The following is a 22,177-nucleotide window of genomic DNA, read 5'->3' as shown; positions in this document are numbered from 1 at the left end:
GGAAAACTGAAGTGGTGAGTCCCAGGGCTGTTCTACCTCCCTTGATCGTATTAGACCCACTCCTGCACTCCTGGTTGTTGGAGGATGTCGGTCGCGGCGATCGCTCGAGTCAAGGTTTGTTAGGCAACAAGGTACGTGTGGGGCAAGCTGAGTGGACTGCTAAGGAGGCAGGAGTCATTACCGGATTGCCGATAGCTAGTCGGATATTCCAACTGTTGAACGATAGAGTCAGTTTTGTTGCTGTTGTCGCTGAGGGGGAACAGTGCCAGCGAGGACAGTTGGTTGCTCGCGTTGATGGCTCGCTAGAGGCGCTGCTGCTCGGAGAACGAGTTGCTTTAAACCTAGCTATGCGTTTGAGTGGGATTGCTACACTCACCCGTAAGTATGTTGAGCAAATTGCGGATTTGCCAGCTCAATTGGTGGATACTCGCAAAACGACTCCGGGGCTGAGAATTTTAGAAAAGTACGCGACACAGGTGGGGGGAGCGATGAACCACCGAATGGGGTTAGATGATGCTGTGATGATTAAGGATAATCACATTGCTGTGGCTGGAGGGATTGGCAAGGCGCTCGCTTGTATTCGCTCCCAAATGCCCTATCCATTGACTATAGAAGTAGAAACCGAAACCCTAGCTCAAGTGAAAGAAGCCTTACAGCACGGTGCTGATATCATCATGCTGGACAATATGCCGCTGGAGATGATGCGGCAGGCAGTGCAGATAATCCGCCATAGCAATGACCGGATCAAGATTGAAGCATCGGGCAACATTACTCTAGAAACTATTCGTGCTGTGGCTGAAACTGGCGTAGACTACATTTCCAGTAGTGCCCCGATTACTCGCTCAACATGGCTCGATTTGAGTATGAACATAGACGTTAGTACGATGGAGGAGAGAAGTACGCTGCCTGAGGTTTCGGCAAAACCCAATGAACTCTACCCTTGAACAACTTAAAAATAGATTTGAGCAGGCTTTAGTTGCCGCTTTCGGCAGTGACTATGCTGGGGTAGACCCAATGTTAGTGCCTGCTAGCAATGCCAAGTTTGGCGATTATCAGTCTAATGTGGCAATGTCTTTAACTAAAAAGTTGAGTCAGCCGCCACGAGCGATCGCCCAAAAAATCGTTGAGTATATAGATGTCACCGATTTCTGTCGTCCGCCAGAAATTGCGGGTCCTGGTTTTATCAATTTCACCCTGAAACCAGAATATTTGGAAGCGCAGCTAAGTGCTATTCAGGCAGACTCCCGATTGGGTATCAGCAAGGCAAAACATCCCCAGCGGGTAGTGGTGGATTTTTCTAGCCCTAATATTGCTAAAGAGATGCACGTTGGGCACTTGCGTTCAACGATCATTGGAGATTGCATTGCCCGAACTTTGGAATTTCAAAATCACGATGTTTTGCGACTGAATCATGTAGGCGACTGGGGAACCCAGTTTGGAATGCTAATTGCCTACTTGAGAGAAGTTTGTCCAGAAGCTTTGACAACTGCTAATGCGATAGATTTGGGCGACTTAGTGGCTTTCTACCGCAAAGCAAAACAGCGGTTTGATGAGGATGAGAAGTTTCAAGAAACTGCCCGACAAAAAGTCGTCAAGTTACAAGCGGGTGACGAAGAATCCCGCCGGGCATGGCAGCTGCTGTGCGAACAGTCTCGGCAGGAGTTCCAGATTATCTACGATCGGCTTGATGTCCATCTGACAGAACGAGGGGAATCTTTCTATAACCCCTTGCTAGCCGGAGTAGTGGAAGACCTCGCTCAGTTGGGCTTGCTCGTGGAAGACAATGGGGCTAAATGCGTATTTCTGGAAGGGTTTACCAACAAAGCAGGTGAACCTTTGCCCATGATTGTCCAAAAGTCTGATGGAGGCTATAACTACGCCACTACTGATTTGGCAGCCTTACGCTACCGGATTGAACAAGATCGAGCCGATCGGATTATCTACGTTACGGATGCTGGACAAGCCAATCACTTTACTCAAGTGTTTCAGGTAGCGAAACGGGCTGGCTGGATTCCAGATAATTTAGAGTTGGTACACGTCCCCTTTGGTTTGGTGCTGGGGGAAGATGGAAAGAAGCTGAAAACTCGCTCTGGAGAAACGGTGCGGTTACGAGATTTGCTGGATGAAGCGATCGCGCGTGCCCGTGCTGATTTAGAAACCAGACTGAAAGAAGAAGGTCGAGAGGAAACAGAAGAGTTCATCACCCATGTTGCTAAAGTGATTGGCATGAGTGCGGTTAAGTACGCCGACCTCAGCCAAAACCGCACTAGCAACTACGTCTTTAGCTATGACAAGATGTTGTCTCTCCAAGGCAATACCGCACCTTACCTGCTTTATGCCTATGTACGAGTACAGGGAATTAGCCGTAAAGGCAATATTGACTTTGAACAGTTGGGAATGAATGCCAAAATTCTGTTGCAGGAAGAAACAGAATTAGTGTTAGCGAAGCATTTACTACAACTGAGCGAAGTTCTCAGTGACGTTGAGCAAGATTTACTGCCCAATCGCCTTTGTCAATATCTATTTGAACTGAGCCAAAAGTTTAATCAGTTCTATGACCAGTGTCAGGTGCTTAAAGCGGAGGAACCCGTGCGGACATCTCGGTTGGTTTTGTGCAATCTAACAGCGCGAACTTTGAAGTTAGGATTATCTCTACTTGGCATTTCTGTGCTAGAGCGTATGTAGGCAGGGTGGAAGCGATCGCTCACGCTTCTAATCAGTCAAACCAAACAATCGTCAACAATCTAGGATATCAGTGCTGCTGTTGAACAATTCGTTGCTGATATTCCTGTTCGGTCATCATCTCTTGCGTGCTTTGTAAACGATCTACAAACACGATGCCATCCAGGTGATCGGATTCGTGTTGAAAAATTCGGGCGACAAAATCTGTGAACTGTTGACGATGCAATTTACCATCCCGACTGGTGTATTCCACATCAATCGTTTGATATCTGGGAACCGACCCTCGAATTCCTGGAATGCTGAGGCACCCTTCCCAGCCTTTCACCACCTCATCAGAGTGAGCAATGATGCGAGGATTTATTATGGCGGTTGGTTCCATCTCAGGAGCGGCGGGATACCGAGGATTCGGACGAGATGCGACGATGAACAAGCGATAAGATTGAGCTACCTGGGGTGCTGCAATGCCAACACCGCTTGCTTGAACAACGGTTGTAATTAGGTCATCAATCAGCTTTTGGATCTGTCCAGAGTGGACATTTTCAATAATTTGAGCTTGTTGGCGCAGGATGGGATTTCCCAGTTGAGTAATTGGCAGGATTTCAGCCATATTTGAGACTGGTTTAAAAGAGCGATCGCTCTTCACAAGAATGGATAATACTATTCTGCACAAAGCCGTAGAGGTGAGGCGTGGATATTTCTCTTGAACAGCTCTGGAGCCAAGTGCTAGAGCGTCTACAGCTACAACTGAGCCGTCCTACCTTTGAAACGTGGATCAAAACTGCCAGCGCTCAAGAGCTGGAAAATAACTGCTTGGTGATTTGCACACCTAATCCGTTTGCCCGGAATTGGTTGCAGAAATATTACATCAAAACAATTGCTGATGTCGTACAAGATATTCTGGGACAGCCGGTGGAAATTCACATCACGGTTGCCAAAGGAAATGAAATCTCTAGCGCTGATGATGCCGAAATTTCTTGGTCGCTGCCTATAGAAACCAGTGTCCCCGAAATTCCCCATAACCAGCGTCCCAGACCGACCGAACTAAATCCTAAATACGTTTTTTCACGCTTTGTTGTTGGCTCTAATAATCGGATGGCTCATGCAGCTTCTTTAGCTGTGGCAGAATCTCCAGGGCGTGAGTTTAATCCATTATTTTTGTGTGGAGGTGTTGGACTAGGAAAAACTCACTTAATGCAAGCAATTGGGCATTACCGTTTGGAAATTCACCCAGATTCTAAAATATTTTATGTTTCTACTGAGCAGTTTACAAATGACTTGATTGCAGCAATTCGTAAAGACAGTATGCAACGGTTTCGAGAACATTATCGAGCTGCCAATGTACTGTTGGTGGATGATATTCAATTTTTAGAAGGAAAGGAATATACTCAAGAAGAATTTTTTCATACTTTTAATACTTTACATGAAGCTGGAAAGCAAGTAGTAATCGCTTCTGACCGCCCTCCTAATCAGATTCCTCGCCTGCAAGAACGCCTTTGTTCCCGCTTTTCTATGGGATTAATTGCCGATATTCAGCGCCCAGACTTAGAAACACGGATGGCAATTTTACAAAAAAAGGCAGAATATGAAAATATGCGATTACCGCGAGATGTTATTGAATATATAGCGACTAACTATACTTCAAATATTCGGGAATTGGAGGGCGCTTTAATTCGGGCTGTGGCTTATATTTCAATTTCCGGTTTGTCGATGACTGTCGAAAATATTGCTCCAGTTTTGAATCCACCTGCGGAAAAAGTAGCGGTTTCTCCAGAGGCGGTAATGATAGCGATCGCAGAAACTTTTGAGCTTCGCATTGAAGATTTAAAAAGTAATTCTCGCCGTCGAGAAATTAGCTGGGCGCGACAAGTTGGTATGTATTTAATGCGTCAGCACACAGATTTGAGTTTACCCAGGATTGGTGAAGAATTTGGGGGTAAAGATCACACCACAGTAATGTATAGCTGCGAGAAAATTACTCAATTAAAGGATAGCGACCCTGATGTAGCTAGAACGCTACGCCAACTTAGCGATCGCATCAATTTTGCTAGCAGAAGCCAAAATAAATCCTGATACTCCTCTCACAGCTAGTCAGCAGCCGTTGATTTAAGTTTTTGGAAACTACTTATAAAGAATGATTCACCTCCAGAAGGGTTGTGGAAAACTCCTAGTTTTCTGTGGAAAAGCTTGTGGTAAAGCCGTGAAAAACTTTGTGTCATTAGTGAAAAACAATGACAAGTATAAATACCTTGTGGAAAAAAGAGTCACTTTTCCACAAGGTTCCCACAATTCATTAGAGCTGCTAAAACATTCACGGAAAATTCATTTGACAACATTTTCCACATTTTCCACAGAGCTTCAGCAGTTTTGCCTAAAGCAGGTAAGCAGGGTAATCTGGATTGCTGAGGACAAGGGTGCTACGATCTCCTTCTGTGCCAAAAGTACCGCGCTATGAGCGTCGTTTGGCTGAACAACTCCAAGGTTGAACATCTATGAAACTGGTTTGCACCCAAAACGATCTCAGTACCAACCTTTCTCTCGTCAGCCGAGCAGTGCCATCGCGTCCGACACATCCGGTCCTAGCGAATGTCAAGCTGGAAGCTAACAAAAAAACGCAGCAAGTCAGTTTGACGGCATTCGATCTCAGCCTTGGCATTCAGACTAGCTTTCCAGCACAAGTGGAAGAGGAAGGTTATCTCACTTTACCCGCTAAGCTGTTAAACGATATTGTTTCCCGTCTAGCAGAGGGAGAAATTACTTTAGAGGATAAAGGGGAGGAAGGGACAAGTGAAGGGATTATTGCCACACTGACTTCTGCCTCTGGGCGTTATAAAGTCCGGGGTATGACCGCAGAAGAATTTCCAGAACTGCCAGTAATAGAAAATGGCGAAGCTGCTCAATTGCCTGCCGCTGCATTAATTGATGGCTTGCGGGGTTCCTTATTTGCCACCAGTCCAGACGAAACGAAGCAGGTTCTCACGGGCATCCATTTAACAGTCAAACCAGAGTATCTTGAATTTGCCGCGACAGATGGTCATCGTTTATCGGTTGTTGAAACGACTAACCAAGGTCAAACGGATGAAGAACCCTCTGAGGCGATTAGTCAGGCAGCTCCGTTAGAAGTCACGATTCCAGCACGGGCACTGCGAGAACTAGAACGAATTTTAGGAATGCGCCAGTCGGCGGAAGCGATCGCTCTCCATCTTGACCAAGGGCAGGTCGTATTTGAGTTAGTCGATCAACGTTTGACTAGTCGCACCTTAGAAGGTCAATATCCCGCCTATCGTCAGTTGATTCCACAACAATTTGAGCGGCAGGTGACAATCGATCGGCGTCAGCTACTCAATGCATTAGAACGAATTGCTGTACTAGCTGACCAAAAAAATAATATTGTCAAATTCACGATAGATAGCACTAACCAGCAGATTGCTTTATCAGTGGAAGCACAGGATGTCGGTAGCGGGCGCGAATCTCTGCCTGCGCAGATATCGGGAAAGGATCTAGAGATTGCCTTCAATATTACCTATCTCAGAGATGGACTGAAGGCGCTGCAATCCTCCGAGATTCAAATGCAAATGAATACAGGGAATAGCCCGGTGATTTTGACACCGCTAGGAGGTCTCAAAATGACTTACTTAGTGATGCCGGTGCAGATTCGCGCTTAACGAATTGTTAAGAGATAGCGACCTCGACCGCGCGGATTTGAGGCGGTGGCGATCGCTCGATAAACGCCTGTTCGGGGTAAAGTCACACTCATCTGAGAATTGGGATTGCTGCGGCTGATGTTATCGTTCTCAGCAATCTTCCGACCATTTTGATCGACCAAAATTAGATAGGTATCAAAATCAGGACTGGCAAGTGCGATCGTCAGAGGCTGACCGGCACGACCTTGAAAGGAATATTCCTGAAACAAACTGCCATCAGAAAGCACCTTGGCACCCCGGCCCAGAATACCCGCTTGCCGCATCAGCAAACGACTTTGGGAAGTTTGATAGCGATCGCCTCCGGCAGCCGCCATTGCTCGAAGACGGTAAGCACCTACTTGTCTTCCCTCAGAGGAATTGGCAATGATTAGATAAGTGCCACTTGCAGGCAGTGTCGCCACAAGGCTAGCGTTTCCCCTACCGCCCCTATCATCGTCTTGTGCAACTTCATTGCCATTGGGGCCAAGCAGAATTAAGTAGGAATCAATCTGCTGACTCGCCATATCAATTCTGACTTGCTGACCGGCTCTCCCCTGAAAGGTGTAAAGGTCAAAATAGCTATTATCCGCTCGGAGAACATTATCACCACTGCCGAGAGTGGCGTTAATCACCGCACCATTCAAAACAATGGGCTGAGGCGGTTGTCTTCCAGAAGCAGGTTGTTGCCGTTGAACAGTGGTAGGGGCGCGTCCTTGGCGCACCGCTGTCAAGAACGGCTGTACTCTGTCTACAGAAATCGCAAATCCAATGCCAATGTTTCCCGCAGTCTGACCGCTGGTAAAAATAGCAGTATTGACGCCAATCAATTCTCCTTGGCTATTGAGAAGAGGACCACCGGAATTGCCTGGGTTGATGGCTGCATCGGTTTGGATTAAACCGCGCTGTTGGTCAATCCGGCTAACAATACCAACGGTGAAGGTTCCTTGAAATCGACCAAAAGGATTCCCAATCGCAAACGCCCGCTGACCGACTTGTACAGAGTTTGGAGGAGCGATCGCAACAGTGGGCAAATTGTTCTGTCCGCGAATTTTAAGGACAGCTAAGTCTAGACTGCTGTTAGCAAAAGCAATGATATCGGCTGGGAGTCTTCTGCCATCTGAGAGAATAACAGTAACAGTTTGGCGACCATTTGCCACAACGTGAGCATTGGTCAATACCAGGCCGTCTCGGCTAATAATGCTACCGCTGCCGCTACCGTCACCAGCCTGGATGGATACCACTCCTGGACTAGCGCGTTTATAAACCTGAATATTTGTTTGTTCTTCAGCTTCTTGGGCAACAGCGATATTTGACTGTTGCCAGTTAAAGGGAACCATTGCGTCGATTGCATTAGCACCAATGGCAGCGGCGGCTGCGATGATGCCCGAAGTGGCAATACGCAGAACTTTGGTACTCATTATGTTAATTTTTTAAGCTTTTTTGACTGTTTTAGCATATTTAGTAGCGATCGCTCTCAAGCAATGCTCTTTCCATAGAAGAAGCCTCTGACTCGCTCGTGCAGGAACTCGCCAATTTCATCGATCTTCTACTGTTGTAAAGAGCCAGAATTTGTTGCTGAAGTTCCTCTTTCTACAGTTGCAATATGCCATTGGCCTAACTGGCTAGTTTCAAACGCCACGTAGCGACCATCACCGGAAATAGTGGGATGGCGTACCGAGCCTCGGATGCTGCTAGTGAGCAATTCGGAGCGTTGAGTTTGACGGTCGTAGACAAAGATATCCGTCTTGCCTCGTTCGCTAGAAACATAAGCAATAAATCGACCATCAGCATTCAAAGCGGGTTGATCCTGTCTGGAGTCCCGACGATTGATATTGGGGAGATCGACGAGACGGCGTTGCTGCAAGTCGTAAAGGAAAATGTCTCGATTATTATTGCGGTCAGAAGCAAAGGCGAGATAGCGACCGTCACTGCTGTAGGCGGGATATTCGTCAGGGGTCTGGCTGTTGATACCGCCAGTCAGTATTTGCGGCGGGTTGAAGAGCTGGGTATCAAGACAACCAGTTATCCCCATTGTGAATAAAATCGTTAGCCAGCGCCAGTTAATTAGCCATTTCATATCACTTGCGCCTAAATACCTGATGACTGTAGCTGTGAAGTGCGACTACACGAATCAAGCCTGCCTTTATAGGCTAAAAAAATCCCCTGATTCGCCAAAGCTGTGGATTCAGATAAGCGGGTATTTACTTTTTCCAACCATTCCTTCCCAAATACTCAGCACTTTTATCCTCAAGGAGGTGCTGGAAGATTCAGCGTTTGTCCAGAGCGATCGCTAACTACAATATCCCACTGACCATTTTCACTAGATTCAAAGGCAATCGTACTGCCATCAGCGCTAATCGTTGGATTTCGCACTTCTGCTTGCACGTTTTCCGCGAGATTCCTTAACTGGCGAGTTTCGCGGTCATAGAGGTAGATTCCCGACCGACCCTGACGACTTGCAGCAAAGACAATGTAACGACCATCAGCGGAAACAGCCGGGTGAGATGCGATCGCATCCAAAGAATTTAATCCGGGCAAATCAATCAAACGCCGATCCACCGTGTCGAAAAGATAAACATCCTGACTGCTGCGCCGGTCAGAAATTAGGACTATGTAGCGGCTGGCGATTTGAGGATTGATATCAGACGCGGGGCTATTTAAACTTCGCCCCCCTGAATCAAAGGGAAAACTCACGAGACGACCTGAGCCAGTACAACTACTCAATAAACTGGCTAAGGCAACAAATACTGATAGAAAAAGGTTACGTTTCACGCTCAGGGAGAGGCAGACGGGCTGCCATCAGGGATATCTAACTCAATATTAGGCCCCCGGTCTAGCACCTCTACATCCCACTGACCGCGACTGCTGCTTTCAAAGGCAATATAGCGACCATCTGGACTAATGCTAGGATTTCGCACCCAACCGCGATAGCCCATCGTGAGAATTTGTGAGGATTTGGTGCTGCGATCGTAAAGTTCAACTTCCGGGCGTCCTTGGTCGCTGGCAATGTAGACAATGTAACGACCGTTCTGACTGAGACTGGGATTTTCTGCGATCGCGTCTTGCCGGTTCAAGCGCGGTACATCTACAAACTGTCGCTGTTGCAAGTCATACAGCAAAATCTGTCGGCTGCCATTGCGGTTAGAAACAAAGGCAAGCAACCGACCATTGCCGCTCAAAGCCGGTTGCTCATCTGTATAACGACTGTTGAGGGCAACTGGTCCTGTTGAGCGATTGACTGGGGTACAGGCAACGACTAACCCAGCCATGCTAAACCAGATTCCCCATTTGACCCAGGTATGGATTCCCAGACCGCACGTCCATCTTTTCACGTCAAAGTTGCATTGTTGCTTGCAAAAGTAACCCGACCCAATGAACCAGATGCGTCTCATGAAACGCGGGGCAGACACGAAGACACCGCCCTTACCAGACTCATTCTTGGTCAAAATTGCTGGAGTTGCCGCCTTCGTCTTCCGGGTAGTCTATGGGTTTGTAGTCTACATAGTCGGTTGGGGTTGCTTCTACATCTTCCCGGCTCTCTCGATTAGGCGATCGCTCCGATGATTCTCCCCTAGGTGGACGACTTCTTCTTGGCTTGGCAGCAGTCTCTGGATCTCGGCTGGGTGGACGAGTCGAGCTGGGACGGCTACTGCGAGACGGTTTTTCCTCCCATGTGTCTGAGACTTCCCAATCGTCCGGTTGTTCGGTTGGGCGAGTTTCTGTTGGACGGGGACGACGCTTGCGAGGACGGTCTCCTTGTCCCAGCCTTTCAGGATTACTATTACTAGGATTACTGTTACTCCGACTGGATGGACGGCGACGCGGTTCATCGTCGTAAGTCTCTACCGTTCGGCTATTGCGAGATTCTTGCGTTCCCCGAATCCGGCGTCTCGGTGGTTCCTCATCCATCGGTTCGAGTTGATCCAACTCGGCTCGATACACGCGGCTTACGGGACGATCGTCATCGACAATTTGCGTATTTCGCTTTGCAACCTCCGTCGCCACTCCACGCATCCGAATACTTTCAAATGCAAAAAAGATAGCAGAGCCGGTCAACAGAAATTGACCGAATTGCAAAATCGGATCGAGTCGCCATCCTTGAAATAAAAGAATGAAGCCGCACAAGAGACCGACCGCTGCAAAAAAGATATCGTGATCTCGCGCTAGCTCTGGACGCACGGTACGCAGAAAGTACAGTGCTGCCCCTGCCACTGCCAGAAAAATACCCAGAAGACTGGCTGAGTTAAGCCCGAAGTTTACCATTGCTGTTTTCCCAAGACAAATCTATGTTAACGAGTTAACCGCAGAAATTGGTACGCAGGTTGGGAATTTTAATTCTAAGTATCCTGGGTCAGCAGGAGAACGAGCGGGCAGAAACTGGCTTGCTGCATCGCATCAGCTCTTCTCCCTTTAACATATAAAACCTCAGTTTTTTTAGAGCGAGCAACTAATTTAATAATTACTCTCTCGACAAACTGAGGTTTCCGGCTATTCCGACAATCTAGGAACGTTGGATTTTATCCTTCTGACTAATAAAAATCAGCGCCACCGTGGCTGGGATGACAACAATTACAGCACCCCAGAGCAGACTATAGAGAAAATTCGCTAATGAAGGCGTCATTTTTTTCGCTCGCTTTGACAACGATTTCTTTTGATCAATTTTAACGATATGTTATGAACTTGAGAAGCCTATTTTTCGCTTCATTTTGTTTTTACGTCTCTTCTACCCCTATACCAGTCTGGCTGAATAGGATTGAGTGCCACGCTGCGTTAGAATAATGAGAGTTTGGTTATAAAACTTTAACTATAATGCCTTACGGCGTCAGTTGCATGACAAATACGCGACATGGCTAAAGTTTTGACACCCGGAAATATTCTTGATTAAGAACCAATGGACGCTGTTTCGCTTGCTAGTTGGATTCTTGGCCCGCTTGTGGGCTTGATGACTTTGCTGTTTATCTTTCGGATCGTCCTTACCTGGTATCCTCAGATAGACCTAAATCGGCTTCCCTTTAACTTGATTGCTTGGCCTACAGAACCTTTTTTAGTGCCATTGCGGAAAATTGTGCCCCCTATCGGTGGTGTGGACATTACCCCGATCGTTTGGGTGGGGATCTTTAGCCTAGTGCGAGAGATTCTCTTAGGTCAGCAAGGACTGCTGACGATGTTTGCTCATACTCATTAAGGCGCTTCGGAGGTTAGTAAAAGTGGGTAACGGAAAAATCACCGATTACCCACTCCTTACTTACTGCTGGGACTGCATTAACTTCTCAACAAAATTGGTATAAACCTCGCCTTGTAAAAACTCCGGTGTCTCCATAATTTTTTGATGGAAGCCAATGGTTGTGGGCAAACCCGTGATGGCACACTCCCGCAATGCCCGTTTCATCCGCTTAATTGCAGTAGGGCGATCGCTACCCCAAACAATTAACTTACCAATCAGGGAGTCATAGTAAGCAGGGATTTCGTAGTCCGTGTAGACATGAGAATCCATCCGAACACCAAAGCCACCAGGAGGCAGATAGCCGCTGATCCGCCCCGGATGAGGACGGAAGTTGTGGTCGGGGTCTTCCGCATTGATTCGACATTCAATGGCATGGCCTCGGAGAACGATTCGATCTTGAGTCAGCGACAATTTCTCCCCTTGAGCAATGCGGATTTGCTCGGCAATCAAGTCTAACCCAGTGATCATTTCTGTCACCGGGTGTTCGACTTGAATCCGAGTATTCATTTCCATGAAATAAAATTCCCCAGAGGGTGCAAGCAGAAACTCCACAGTCCCGGCACCCGTGTAGTTGATAGACTTAGCAGCCATGACAGCGGCAGTGCCCATTTTTTGGCGCAGTTCTGAACTGAGAACTGGACTAGGGGCTTCTTCTAGTAACTTTTGATGACGCCGTTGGATAGAGCAATCGCGTTCACCCAGGTGAATTACGTTGCCGTAGCTATCGGCTAAGATTTGAAATTCGATGTGGCGGGGACGTTCAATAAATTTTTCCAGATAGACGCCTGGATTGCCAAATGCAGCTTCTGCTTCTCCCTGTGCAGCTTGGAAGAGCTTGACGAGTTCGCTTTCTTCCCGCACCAAACGCATTCCTCGCCCTCCACCTCCGGCGGTCGCTTTGATCATGACAGGATAGCCGATTTCATCCGCGATCGCTAATGCTTCCCGATCGGACATTAATATCCCGTCACTTCCCGGCACTGTAGGCACCCCCGCCCGTTGCATCGTTTCTTTTGCGGTGGATTTGTCTCCCATTGCCCGAATCGCTTCCGGCGTTGGACCAATGAAAGAAATCTGGTGATCCGCGCAGATTTCCGCAAATCGGGCATTTTCTGCTAAAAAACCATAGCCCGGATGAATAGCGATCGCATTGCGCGTCAAAGCTGCCGCAATAATATTGGGAATATTCAGATAACTTTTGATACTGGGGGGTTCACCAATACAAACGGCTTCGTCAGCCAATTGCACATGAAGGGCGTGTCGATCGATCGTCGAGTGAACTGCAACAGTCGCAATCCCCATTTCTTCGCAGGTACGGAGAATGCGGAGAGCAATTTCCCCTCGGTTAGCAATTAAAATCTTTGAAAAACGCATCTTCTAGTTTTTAGAGAAATGGGGTAGCGCAAGGAACAATCATTATTATTTCAGGATGTTGCCTTCAGCATCAGTACAATATATAGATCGCATCACCTCGCATTAGAACAGTTATTGATACTGATTGAAAGTCTTGTTTCTTCCAAAGAGAACGAAATTGCCTCAAAGATGATACAATTGGTATATATGCAAGCGGATGTGGCGGAATTGGTATACGCGCACGTTTGAGGGGCGTGTGGCTTTGCCTTGCGAGTTCGAGTCTCGCCATCCGCATTACTTTTTCAGTTCTCAGTGCTGCAAGCGCATCAACGCATAGTATGCACTGAGAACTGAAATTGCAAAAGAACTAAACTCACCACTCAATTTTTTTTGCTGGAATAGGTTTCCGGCAAGAAATTGTTTATGATTTTATATAAGAAAATGAAGTTTTGTAAAGAGCTTTGACTTCAACTGTTATACCTACAAACAGCATTAGCCTACCAAGAAATTGGTATGCTCTCAGCCCGCTTTGGCAGGGAGGCGAAGAAGTGGTGCAGCAAGGACTGCCTCACACACAGCTAGCACCAGCATGGCAGATGCTTTTACTGGGAGATGGCTCCCCGACGCGCCACCTGCAACTTTTGACGGGTGAACCAACAGAAGTAGATGTCATTGATATGTCGCCTGTTGGCATGGATGCTGATGCAGCACCCAATCAAATCCAGGCTGTACCAGGACCTAGGTTGCGACGACAGGTATGGCTGCGTACCACCTCCGGTCAGCGGCTGGCTTACGCGACTTCCTGGTGGGAAGCCAGTCATGTAGATGAGTATTTACAAAACCGTTCCTTGCCAATTTGGGCAAGTTTGGCTCGCCTGCGTACCGAGTTATATCGGGATGTCCAGGGAATTTACTACGGTCAGTCCGATGCTTTAGAATCTGCCTTTGGACAAACAGGCCCATTCTGGGGGCGTCACTACCTATTTTGGCATCATGGGCGTCCGCTGACGCTAATTTATGAGGTTTTTTCGCCCTATTTGACCAACTACTTGGGGCCAATGCAGCCGGTGAAGCCAGGGGATTAAGTAGAGAGACTTTATGAATTTGTAGGATGGGTAGAGCAGGAGCGAAACCATCGAACCTTTGTCAATGTTGGTTTGAGAATCGCCCAAACTTCAAAATGACGGAGTTTTATTCAGTTCTCCCATCTTCTTGACACTCTCCGGTATAAATACGCAAAGCAAACATAAAGTGAAAAACTTACAGGGGAATGAAGTTTTGGCCTCTTTCCTGTGTAAGTTTTTCAAACTTATTTAACCACTGACAAAAAGCTAACAGCTAGCTGCTTTTTCCAACATCAGCTTAGAACGCTTAACTTGCTCTGGAATTGAGATGGGATAGTCACCCGTAAAACAAGCAGAACAAAAATTGTTGGGATCTTCGCCGGTAGTTTTTAACATTCCCTCGCGGCTGAGATAAGCTAGCGAGTCTACACCTATTTGTTCGGCAATTTCTTCGACTGACTTTGTTGCCGCAATCAACTGATCTTGGCTATCCGTGTCAATACCATAAAAGCAGGGATGAGTTACGGGTGGAGAGGAAATTCGCATATGAACCTCGGTGGCACCAGCATCTCTGAGGGCTTTGACAAGTTTGCGGCTAGTCGTTCCTCGCACGATAGAGTCGTCAACAATAACGACTCGTTTCCCACTCAGCACATCTTTAAGAGGATTGAGTTTCATCTTGATGCCACACTCTCGCATTGCCTGAGTCGGCTGGATGAAAGTGCGACCAACATAGCGATTTTTAATCAATCCCTCGGCGTAAGGAATACCGGATGCTTGGGAAAACCCAATCGCGGCGGGAATGCCGGAATCGGGTACGCCAATAATGATATCGGTATCCGCTGGAGATTCCTGAGCGAGTTGCCGTCCTAAGCGCAGCCGGTAGCTATAGAGACTCTCGTCATGCATGACGCTATCCGGACGAGCAAAGTAAATCATTTCAAAGATGCATAGTTTCCGCTTGGGTTGTTCTGCCCAGAAGAAAGAAGCCATACCTTCTTCGGTAATCCAAACTAACTCGCCCGGTTCAACATCCCGCAGGTACTCAGCCCCAATAATATCTAAGCCACAAGTTTCTGATGCGAGGACATAGCGCTGAGGATTCGTGTTTAAAATGCCAATCACTAAGGGACGAATACCGTTGGAGTCGCGGGCACCCATCAAGCCGTCTGGCGTTCCGATTGCCAGACTAAAGGCTCCTTCGCATTGCCGAAAGGCTCGGATCGCTCCTTCTAACCAGTCTTTGCCTGCGTTAATTTCTTCTGCGATCGCAAAGGCAATCATCTCAGAATCCGTCGTCGTGACTAAGTTACAGTCGCGTCGCAACAACTCTTCCCGCAGTTTCCCAGTATTGACTAAATTCCCATTGTGTGTCAGAGCAAGGGTTCCTAACCGAGTCTCTACAACTGCTGGCTGAGCATTAACAACGCGGCTGGAACCCGTCGTGGAGTAACGGGTATGACCAACTGCCAAGTTCCCTGGTAGCTGGTTCAAGATGGATTCGTTGAAGACTTGGGAAACCAAGCCCATCTCTTTGTGTAAATGAACCTGCTTGCCGTCAAAAGCGGCAATACCAGCAGATTCCTGACCCCGGTGCTGTAACGCATACAAACCAAAATAGGTCAGTTTGGCGACATCTTCACCTGGTGCATAAACCCCAAAAACGCCACAGGCTTCCTCTGGCTTATCAGGTCGCTGATCGTTCAAGTGGTTAGACTCAGCTGGAGACTCATCGCTTGCAAAGGGATGGTTGGGAATCATGTGAGAACTTGGCTCCTACTTGTTGAGGCAGAGAAAAACTAACCAGGCTTAGTAATTCTTAATAATCTCATAACAAAGCGTTAATGTCGCTAGCCGAAGACATAGACCAGGAATTTAGCTCTGTCTGGGTCAGCGATTTCTGGAAGTAAATTGGGGAAGGTTGGCTAAACGGTTAAACGGCGTTGGATAGCATTGTGATAAGCATCGCCCATTTTCTTAATGCTAACGTCTATCAAAGTTTGGCTTTGAGTCGTAAAAACCCGTAACTCGCTGTCCGGTTTTCCGACACGACCCATTTGTTCCCAGCAATCTTCCAGTTGCTCCTTTAAATAGGATTCCCAAATTTCTTGGTGTTCTTGCACGACAGAAACTAAAATTCGCGCTCCCCCTTCACCAAAAAGGATAGAATCCCAGCGTACAGAGGGTTCTGGAGGAAGTTTCCAGTGAATTTCGGCTCCCAAATTGCTAGCGATGCAAGCTTCCGAGAAAGCGATCGCAAGTCCTCCCTCAGCACAATCGTGAGCTGAGCGAATCCAACCTTGACGAATTCCCTCCCGGCAAGCAGCTTGTACCCGGCGTTCCAAATCAAAATCTACGGTGGGCGGTTTACCAGCGACAATGTCATGAATGGCTGACAAATACTCGGAAGCACCTAACGTGACTCCCTCTGGTGAATCCAAACGTTTTCCCAGTAAATAAATTAAATCTCCCTCGGCTTGCCAAGCTTGGCTGCAAATTCGCGTAATGTCAGGAATTAACCCCACCATCCCCACCACGGGCGTCGGATAAATTGGCTGGGGATTTCCGTCAGCGTCCAGGGTTTCATTGTAGAGAGACACGTTGCCGCCAGTCACCGGCGTTCCCAATTCCCGACAAGCTTCCGCGATTCCCCGACAAGCATTTGCGAGTTGCCAATAACCCACTGGCTTTTCTGGACTCCCAAAATTTAGGTTATCCGTGACTGCTAAAGGTTCGGCTCCCACACAACTAAGATTACGAGCCGCTTCTGCGACGACTGCCTTGGCTCCTTCATAGGGATCAAGATAGACGTAACGAGCATTGCAATCGACAGTGGCAGCAACCCCTTTGTTCTCTCCCTGGTTAATCGAGTAATTTGGCGAAGGTTCTAGCGGACGCACCCGCACCACGGCTGCATCTGCGCCACCTGGAACAATCACAGTATTGTTTTGCACCTGATGGTCGTACTGACGATAAACCCAACGCTTAGAGGCAATTGTGGGAGTATCTAACAAAGTCAAAAGAATGTCATTCCAGGTGAGAGAACGACCTTGAATTTCAATGCCAGCACTGGTACAAGTCGGAAGGCGATCGCTTGTCCACTCCCAAGCTACACGCGCATACTCTGGCGCTTCAGTCAACAATTCTCGGTGATAAATGGGCGTATTATCCGCCAAAGCCGTTGCTGAAATTTCTGCCGCCACGCCGCCTTGGAACAAAATCCGCACAATCGGCTGCTCAATCACAGTGCCTGCAACGACAGCTTGTAGACCCCAGCGGTGGAAAATATCAATTAACTCCTGTTCGCGCCCCTTGTAAGCAACAAACAGCATCCGTTCCTGAGATTCAGAGAGTAAATATTCATAAGGCACCATTCCCGTTTCCCGCACTGGAATTTTGTCTAGATCCAGTTCAATCCCGACGCCACCTTTCGCTGCCATTTCTGACGTAGAGCAGGTAATGCCTGCTGCACCCATATCCTGCGCGGCGGCAACAGCACCCGTTTTAAAGGCTTCTAAGCAAGCTTCAATGAGGGATTTTTCTAGGAAAGGGTCGCCCACTTGTACCGCTGGACGGTCATCCATCGACTCATCGCTGAGTTCTGCACTGGCAAAACTCGCCCCGCCCATGCCATCTCGCCCAGTCGTAGAACCCACATACAGAACTGGATTTCCAATCCCTACGGCTCCAGATGTGACAATTTCCGGAGTTTCCATTAATCCCAGGGCCATGACATTCACAAGTGGATTGCCGGAATAAGCTGGATCAAAATAAACTTCACCGCCCACAGTAGGGACTCCCACACAATTGCCATAATGGGAGATTCCTGACACCACACCATTGAACAGTCGCCGCGTCTTGGCATCTTCGAGAGAACCAAAGCGGAGGGAGTTTAACAAGGCAATGGGACGCGCACCCATTGTAAAGATATCCCGGAGAATCCCGCCGACTCCCGTTGCAGCCCCTTGAAACGGTTCAACTGCTGAGGGGTGATTGTGAGATTCGATTTTAAATGCGAGTTGCAGTCCGTCGCCCAAGTCTACAACACCAGCATTTTCTCCTGGCCCGACGAGAATGCGATCGCCCTCAGTCGGAAACTGCTTGAGTAATGGTCGCGAGTTCTTGTAGCAGCAATGCTCCGACCACATGACGCCGAACATCCCTAACTCAGCTTTATTCGGATGACGCCCTAGCCGTTGGACAATGTCTTCGTATTCTTCTGGTTTTATACCTTCTGCGGCAATTTCTTCGGGGGTAAACGGAGCGGATGAGATTGTAGACATGGAACCCTTGCACGAACGGCACAGGGTTATTGTATCGATATTTCCCCGCTACTTATGCGGTAAATGTGCTTGTAACTTTAACGGATATAAAATTGTGTCAATTTTAAGGAGTTTTAAAGCGCATCTAAAAAAATAGAGTAGGCATTGCCTACCCTATATTTGACTACCGTTATTAACGCTAACTGTTAATCATCACCGGCAAAAATATAACGGTACAGTTCGCTAGGATCGGGTTCTGGGCTTTCCTCGGCAAACTTCACCGCATCGTCGATGACGGCTTGGATTTTCCGGTCAATTTCCTTGAGTTCTTCTTGGTCTACCAGATTGTGTTCTACAAGATGAGCAGCCAACTTTTTGATTGGATCGCGGGCGAACCAATATTCCTTCTCATTTTTAGAACGAAGTTCGTCAGGGTCAGCGAGAGAGTGACCTCGGAAGCGATAGGTTAGGGCTTCAATCAAGGTTGGCCCTTCACCCGCACGGGCACGCGCGATCGCTTCCTGGGCAACTGCACGAACTGCTAACACGTCCATCCCATCAACCTCAACACCTGCCATGCCAAATGCATGGGCTTTCTTGAAAATCTCTGGTACAGAAGTTGCCCGTTCGTGCGCCATACCAATTGCCCACTTGTTGTTTTCCACAACATACAAAATTGGCAGTTTCCACAGCGCCGCCATATTCAAGCATTCAAAAAATTGACCGTTATTCGCTGCACCGTCGCCAAAAAAGCAGGCGGTTACTTGATCGGAACCGGCATCTCCCAAGGCTTCGCGGCGGTACTTACTGGCAAAAGCCGCACCCGTAGCAACAGGAATCCCTTCAGCCACAAAAGCATAACCTCCCAGCAGTTTATGCTCCGAGGAGAACATATGCATCGAGCCGCCGCGCCCTTTACTACAGCCGGTTGCCTTACCAAACAACTCAGCCATTACCTCTTTTGCAGGCACCCCAGCACTCAGAGCATGAACGTGGTCGCGGTAGGTGCTGGAAACATAATCCTCATCTTGGCGCATTGCCTTGATGACGCCAGTTGACACAGCCTCTTGACCGTTATATAGGTGGACAAAACCAAACATTTTGCCCCGGTAGTACATCTCGGCGCACTTATCTTCAAAAAACCGCCCCAAGACCATGTCCTCGTAAAGGATCAATCCTTCTTCTTTGGTGATTTGGGTTTGATCGGCGTGAAAGACGGGTAAAATGCGTTCCTGAACCATTGATTTAAGGGATAAACTTGACGTGATTGGTTGAACGGCGGTTTTTATCTACCAAGATAAGCTTCTACTATAGAAGCTAGGGGGTATAATTATCGCACCTATTCTATCGTTTATGTTCGCTCGTACAGATACAGATTAATTTAGTTGCCTGGGGCTGAGGAAGTAGACTGTGAGAATTCCGCTCGATTACTACCGGATTCTGGGCCTGCCGATTCAGGCTACGGCTGAGCAGTTGCAGCAAGCGTATCGCGATCGCGCTCTGCAACTTCCTCGACGAGAGTATTCAGAAATCACGATCGCCGCCCGAAAACAACTGCTAGACGAAGCTTACGCGATTCTGTGCGATCCAGAACAGCGTTCCGCTTACGACGCTACATTTCTGACAAAAACATACGACCTGGATTCAGAATCAGGAACAGCAACTCGTCAGGAAGGAAATGGTACAGCAGACACCGACCTTGACCCTTATACGCCCAGCATCGAAATTCAAGATGAGCAATTCGTTGGGGCATTGCTGATCTTACAGGAGCTAGGAGAATACGAACTGGTGCTGAAGCTGGGACGTCCCTTCCTCAGCCGTGCTAGCACCAGTATCGAAAAGGGTCGTTTGGGCAACCCTCAGCTAGTGCAACCAGATATTGTGTTGACGCTGGCATTGGCGTGTCTGGAACTAGGCCGAGAGCAATGGCAGCAAGGTCAATATGAAAACGCCGCCACCTCCCTAGAGACGGGTCAAGAATTACTATTGAGAGAAGGTATCTTTGCCAGCCTGCGGGGTGAAATTCAGGCGGATCTTTACAAGCTTCGCCCGTACCGAATTTTGGAATTACTCGCGAGTAGTGAAGACAAAGTAACCGAACGCCGTAAAGGATTGCAGCATTTGCAAGAAATGTTGCAAGAACGCGGCGGCATCGATGGCACCGGAGACGATCAATCGGGACTGAACATTGATGACTTTCTCCGCTTCATTCAGCAGCTGCGGAGCTACTTGACCTCCGCCGAACAGCAGAATCTCTTTGAAGCAGAAGCGCGTCGTCCCTCGGCAGTGGCTACCTATTTAGCGGTTTATGCTTTACTAGGTCGGGGGTTTGCCCAACGACAGCCGGGTCTAATTAGACAAGCTAAGCAGATGCTGATGCGCTTAGGCAAGCGTCAGGATGTGCATTTGGAACAGGCGGTGTGTGCCCTTCTTCTCGGTCAGACGGAAGAAGCCAGTCGCGCCCTAGAACTCAGCCAAGAGTACGAACCCCTCGCCTTCATTCGAGAACATTCTCAGGGCGCGCCAGACTTGTTACCTGGGTTGTGTTTGTACGGGGAGCGTTGGTTGCAAGCAGAAGTGTTTCCCCACTTCCGAGATTTGGCATCGGTGCGAGCTTCCTTGAAGGATTACTTTGCCGATGATCAGGTTCAGGCGTACTTAGAAGAATTGCCAGTAGAGGAAGATACAACCAATGAGTGGGCGGTATTGCCGACTCAGCAAGTATCTTATGCTGCGACTCCCGTCTCGCGAGGGACAAGTGACTCCCCAGGATTTCGCAGACCGGAGAGTGTGGTATCTCGCTCCAGTGGGCGGAACGGCAGTGGAGAGAATGGGGGCAGGATGAGCGATGCGGCATCAAGCAACGCGCCCTTGCGTCCCAATGCTGAAGAAAGTTCCTCGCGCGATCGCCTTCAACAATTGGTGGAACAGCAATCTGGCGCAGCTCATCGAACGGCGACAATGACCGCTACAATCGATCGCCCGCAAACAGGGGGAGGATCGAATTTACCGGCGGCAGAACGAGTTTCTCGGTCTCCGGAACCAGAAGGAAACGATCCGGGCTTGGCTGGGGATGCTGCCTCGAAGCGTCAGCGCCGCCGAGGGAATTCACCGGAACAAAATGAACAACCACGAGCAACAATCGCAAGTCGGTTGCGGAGACCAGATTCTGTGTCCAAGGCATCCCCCACAGGGGGAGATGTATCAGGTCGTCGTTCAGGTGGTCGTCTTCAACGTTCCGCAGCTTCCTTGCGCTCGGCAAAAACCGGACGGCTTCTTTTACTGGGACTTGCCGGGATTCTCAGTTTGGGAGTCTTGCTAATGCTAGCGACCGCTGCTTTCAGTTGGCTCCAGAGAAGTTTCTCAGGCCCGCTCTTAGAAGGAGAGCAACCAATGGTACAGCTAGCTGCTCCTCCAGTACCCATTCCCGAACCAGGCAGTAAACTACTGAGTCCATCTGGCCCTCTAACCCAGGAAACAGCTCGACAATTGGTTCAGATTTGGCTTGCTAGTAAAGCCGATGCCTTGGGTGAAGAGCATACCGTCGAAAAATTACAGCAAATCCTTGCCGATCCCGCTTTATCTCGTTGGCAAAAACGTTCTCAAAGCACAAAGAACAGTAACTCGTACTGGAAGTACAGGCACAAGGTCGAGGTAAAATCTGTTGAAATGAGCGATCGCAATCCCGATCGCGCCAAAGTGGATGCACAGGTGAATGAAGCCGCAGATTTCTATAAAGCAGGTAAGCTCAATCAAGCTTCTTCCTATGATGAAAGCCTGCGCGTGCGTTATGACCTAGTACGCAAAGATGGTCAGTGGCTGATCCAGGACATGAAGGTTCTGAGGTAGTCATTGGGGATTAGTCATGAGTCGGCTCGTCATTAGGCGACCGATTGTTAACGCTTGACCGTG

General features: G+C 48.3%; 18 protein-coding genes and 1 tRNA gene. 8 read left to right on the top strand and 11 right to left on the bottom strand.

The annotated features are described in order from the left end of the window. Window positions 1-14 precede the first annotated feature (14 nt). Window positions 15-944, top strand: a complete 930-nt coding sequence (gene nadC / locus NDI33_RS23890; RefSeq protein ID WP_190672851.1) for a carboxylating nicotinate-nucleotide diphosphorylase — start codon at window positions 15-17, stop codon at window positions 942-944. Then, complete coding sequence (argS, locus tag NDI33_RS23885) at window positions 928-2,685, top strand: arginine--tRNA ligase (protein ID WP_190672848.1); 1,758 nt, start codon at window positions 928-930, stop codon at window positions 2,683-2,685. The genes nadC and argS overlap by 17 nt, the downstream gene beginning before the upstream one ends. A 67-nt stretch (window positions 2,686-2,752) precedes the next feature. Here the strand turns inward: argS and def are convergent, their stop codons facing one another. Continuing rightward, a complete protein-coding gene (gene def, locus NDI33_RS23880) occupies window positions 2,753-3,289 on the bottom strand; it encodes a peptide deformylase (protein WP_190672845.1) in 537 nt (178 codons plus the stop codon). Window positions 3,290-3,369: 80 nt separating this feature from the next. On the opposite strand from def, the gene dnaA reads away from it, so the two are divergent. Both dnaA and dnaN read left to right on the top strand, forming a co-directional pair. After that, a complete protein-coding gene (gene dnaA / locus NDI33_RS23875; RefSeq protein ID WP_190672842.1) occupies window positions 3,370-4,752 on the top strand; it encodes a chromosomal replication initiator protein DnaA in 1,383 nt (460 codons plus the stop codon). 419 nt (window positions 4,753-5,171) lie between these two features. Further along, a complete protein-coding gene (gene dnaN, locus NDI33_RS23870; RefSeq protein ID WP_190672839.1) occupies window positions 5,172-6,344 on the top strand; it encodes a DNA polymerase III subunit beta in 1,173 nt (390 codons plus the stop codon). On the opposite strand, the gene NDI33_RS23865 is transcribed toward dnaN, so the two are convergent. The 6 genes from NDI33_RS23865 to NDI33_RS23840 all read right to left on the bottom strand — a co-directional run bounded on the left by NDI33_RS23865 (window position 6,341) and on the right by NDI33_RS23840 (window position 10,983). After that, window positions 6,341-7,780 carry a trypsin-like peptidase domain-containing protein gene (locus NDI33_RS23865; RefSeq protein ID WP_190672836.1) on the bottom strand — a complete coding sequence of 480 codons (1,440 nt, stop codon included), beginning with the start codon at window positions 7,778-7,780 and terminating at the stop codon, window positions 6,341-6,343. The two genes, dnaN and NDI33_RS23865, sit on opposite strands and share 4 nt — an antisense overlap. 128 nt (window positions 7,781-7,908) lie before the next feature. After that, window positions 7,909-8,394 (bottom strand): PD40 domain-containing protein, encoded by a 486-nt coding sequence (locus NDI33_RS23860; protein ID WP_190410269.1) that lies wholly within the window; start codon window positions 8,392-8,394, stop codon window positions 7,909-7,911. A gap of 215 nt (window positions 8,395-8,609) precedes the next feature. Beyond that, on the bottom strand, window positions 8,610-9,134 hold the full coding sequence (locus NDI33_RS23855) for a PD40 domain-containing protein (RefSeq protein ID WP_190672833.1): 525 nt from the start codon (window positions 9,132-9,134) through the stop codon (window positions 8,610-8,612). Window positions 9,135-9,136: 2 nt separating this feature from the next. Continuing rightward, a complete protein-coding gene (locus NDI33_RS23850) occupies window positions 9,137-9,631 on the bottom strand; it encodes a PD40 domain-containing protein (protein WP_199302290.1) in 495 nt (164 codons plus the stop codon). Between the two features lie 163 nt (window positions 9,632-9,794). Continuing rightward, the gene (locus tag NDI33_RS23845; RefSeq protein ID WP_190672827.1) at window positions 9,795-10,625 is read right to left on the bottom strand and encodes a Ycf66 family protein; all 831 of its coding nucleotides are present in this window, start codon (window positions 10,623-10,625) and stop codon (window positions 9,795-9,797) included. A 238-nt stretch (window positions 10,626-10,863) separates the two neighbouring features. Next, window positions 10,864-10,983 (bottom strand): photosystem II reaction center X protein, encoded by a 120-nt coding sequence (locus NDI33_RS23840; protein ID WP_190410189.1) that lies wholly within the window; start codon window positions 10,981-10,983, stop codon window positions 10,864-10,866. A 270-nt stretch (window positions 10,984-11,253) separates the two neighbouring features. Between NDI33_RS23840 and NDI33_RS23835 the strand changes: the two genes are divergently transcribed. Then, window positions 11,254-11,547 (top strand): YggT family protein, encoded by a 294-nt coding sequence (locus tag NDI33_RS23835; protein WP_190410190.1) that lies wholly within the window; start codon window positions 11,254-11,256, stop codon window positions 11,545-11,547. A 60-nt stretch (window positions 11,548-11,607) separates the two neighbouring features. Here NDI33_RS23835 and accC read toward each other — a convergent pair whose 3' ends face one another. After that, on the bottom strand, window positions 11,608-12,960 hold the full coding sequence (gene accC / locus NDI33_RS23830) for an acetyl-CoA carboxylase biotin carboxylase subunit (RefSeq protein ID WP_190672824.1): 1,353 nt from the start codon (window positions 12,958-12,960) through the stop codon (window positions 11,608-11,610). Window positions 12,961-13,152: 192 nt separating this feature from the next. On the opposite strand from accC, the gene NDI33_RS23825 reads away from it, so the two are divergent. Next, a tRNA-Leu gene (locus tag NDI33_RS23825) sits at window positions 13,153-13,233 on the top strand. 167 nt (window positions 13,234-13,400) lie between these two features. Beyond that, on the top strand, window positions 13,401-14,024 hold the full coding sequence (locus tag NDI33_RS23820; protein WP_190536009.1) for a chorismate lyase: 624 nt from the start codon (window positions 13,401-13,403) through the stop codon (window positions 14,022-14,024). 246 nt (window positions 14,025-14,270) lie between these two features. On the opposite strand, the gene purF is transcribed toward NDI33_RS23820, so the two are convergent. The 3 genes from purF to pdhA form a co-directional block, all read right to left on the bottom strand. Continuing rightward, window positions 14,271-15,764, bottom strand: a complete 1,494-nt coding sequence (gene purF, locus NDI33_RS23815; RefSeq protein WP_190410193.1) for an amidophosphoribosyltransferase — start codon at window positions 15,762-15,764, stop codon at window positions 14,271-14,273. A gap of 164 nt (window positions 15,765-15,928) precedes the next feature. After that, window positions 15,929-18,286 (bottom strand): phosphoribosylformylglycinamidine synthase subunit PurL, encoded by a 2,358-nt coding sequence (gene purL, locus NDI33_RS23810; protein WP_190672821.1) that lies wholly within the window; start codon window positions 18,284-18,286, stop codon window positions 15,929-15,931. 185 nt (window positions 18,287-18,471) lie between these two features. Further along, entirely contained in the window at window positions 18,472-19,506 is a 1,035-nt protein-coding gene (pdhA, locus tag NDI33_RS23805) for a pyruvate dehydrogenase (acetyl-transferring) E1 component subunit alpha (protein WP_190410195.1), read from the bottom strand. Window positions 19,507-19,675: 169 nt separating this feature from the next. Between pdhA and NDI33_RS23800 the strand changes: the two genes are divergently transcribed. Continuing rightward, window positions 19,676-22,114 carry an IMS domain-containing protein gene (locus tag NDI33_RS23800; protein ID WP_190672819.1) on the top strand — a complete coding sequence of 813 codons (2,439 nt, stop codon included), beginning with the start codon at window positions 19,676-19,678 and terminating at the stop codon, window positions 22,112-22,114. Window positions 22,115-22,177 lie beyond the last annotated feature (63 nt).

The sequence above is a fragment of the Trichocoleus sp. DQ-A1 genome (assembly GCF_039961955.1).
GTDB lineage: Bacteria > Cyanobacteriota > Cyanobacteriia > Cyanobacteriales > FACHB-T130 > FACHB-T130.
This window is presented reverse-complemented; position numbering and strand designations above follow the sequence as displayed.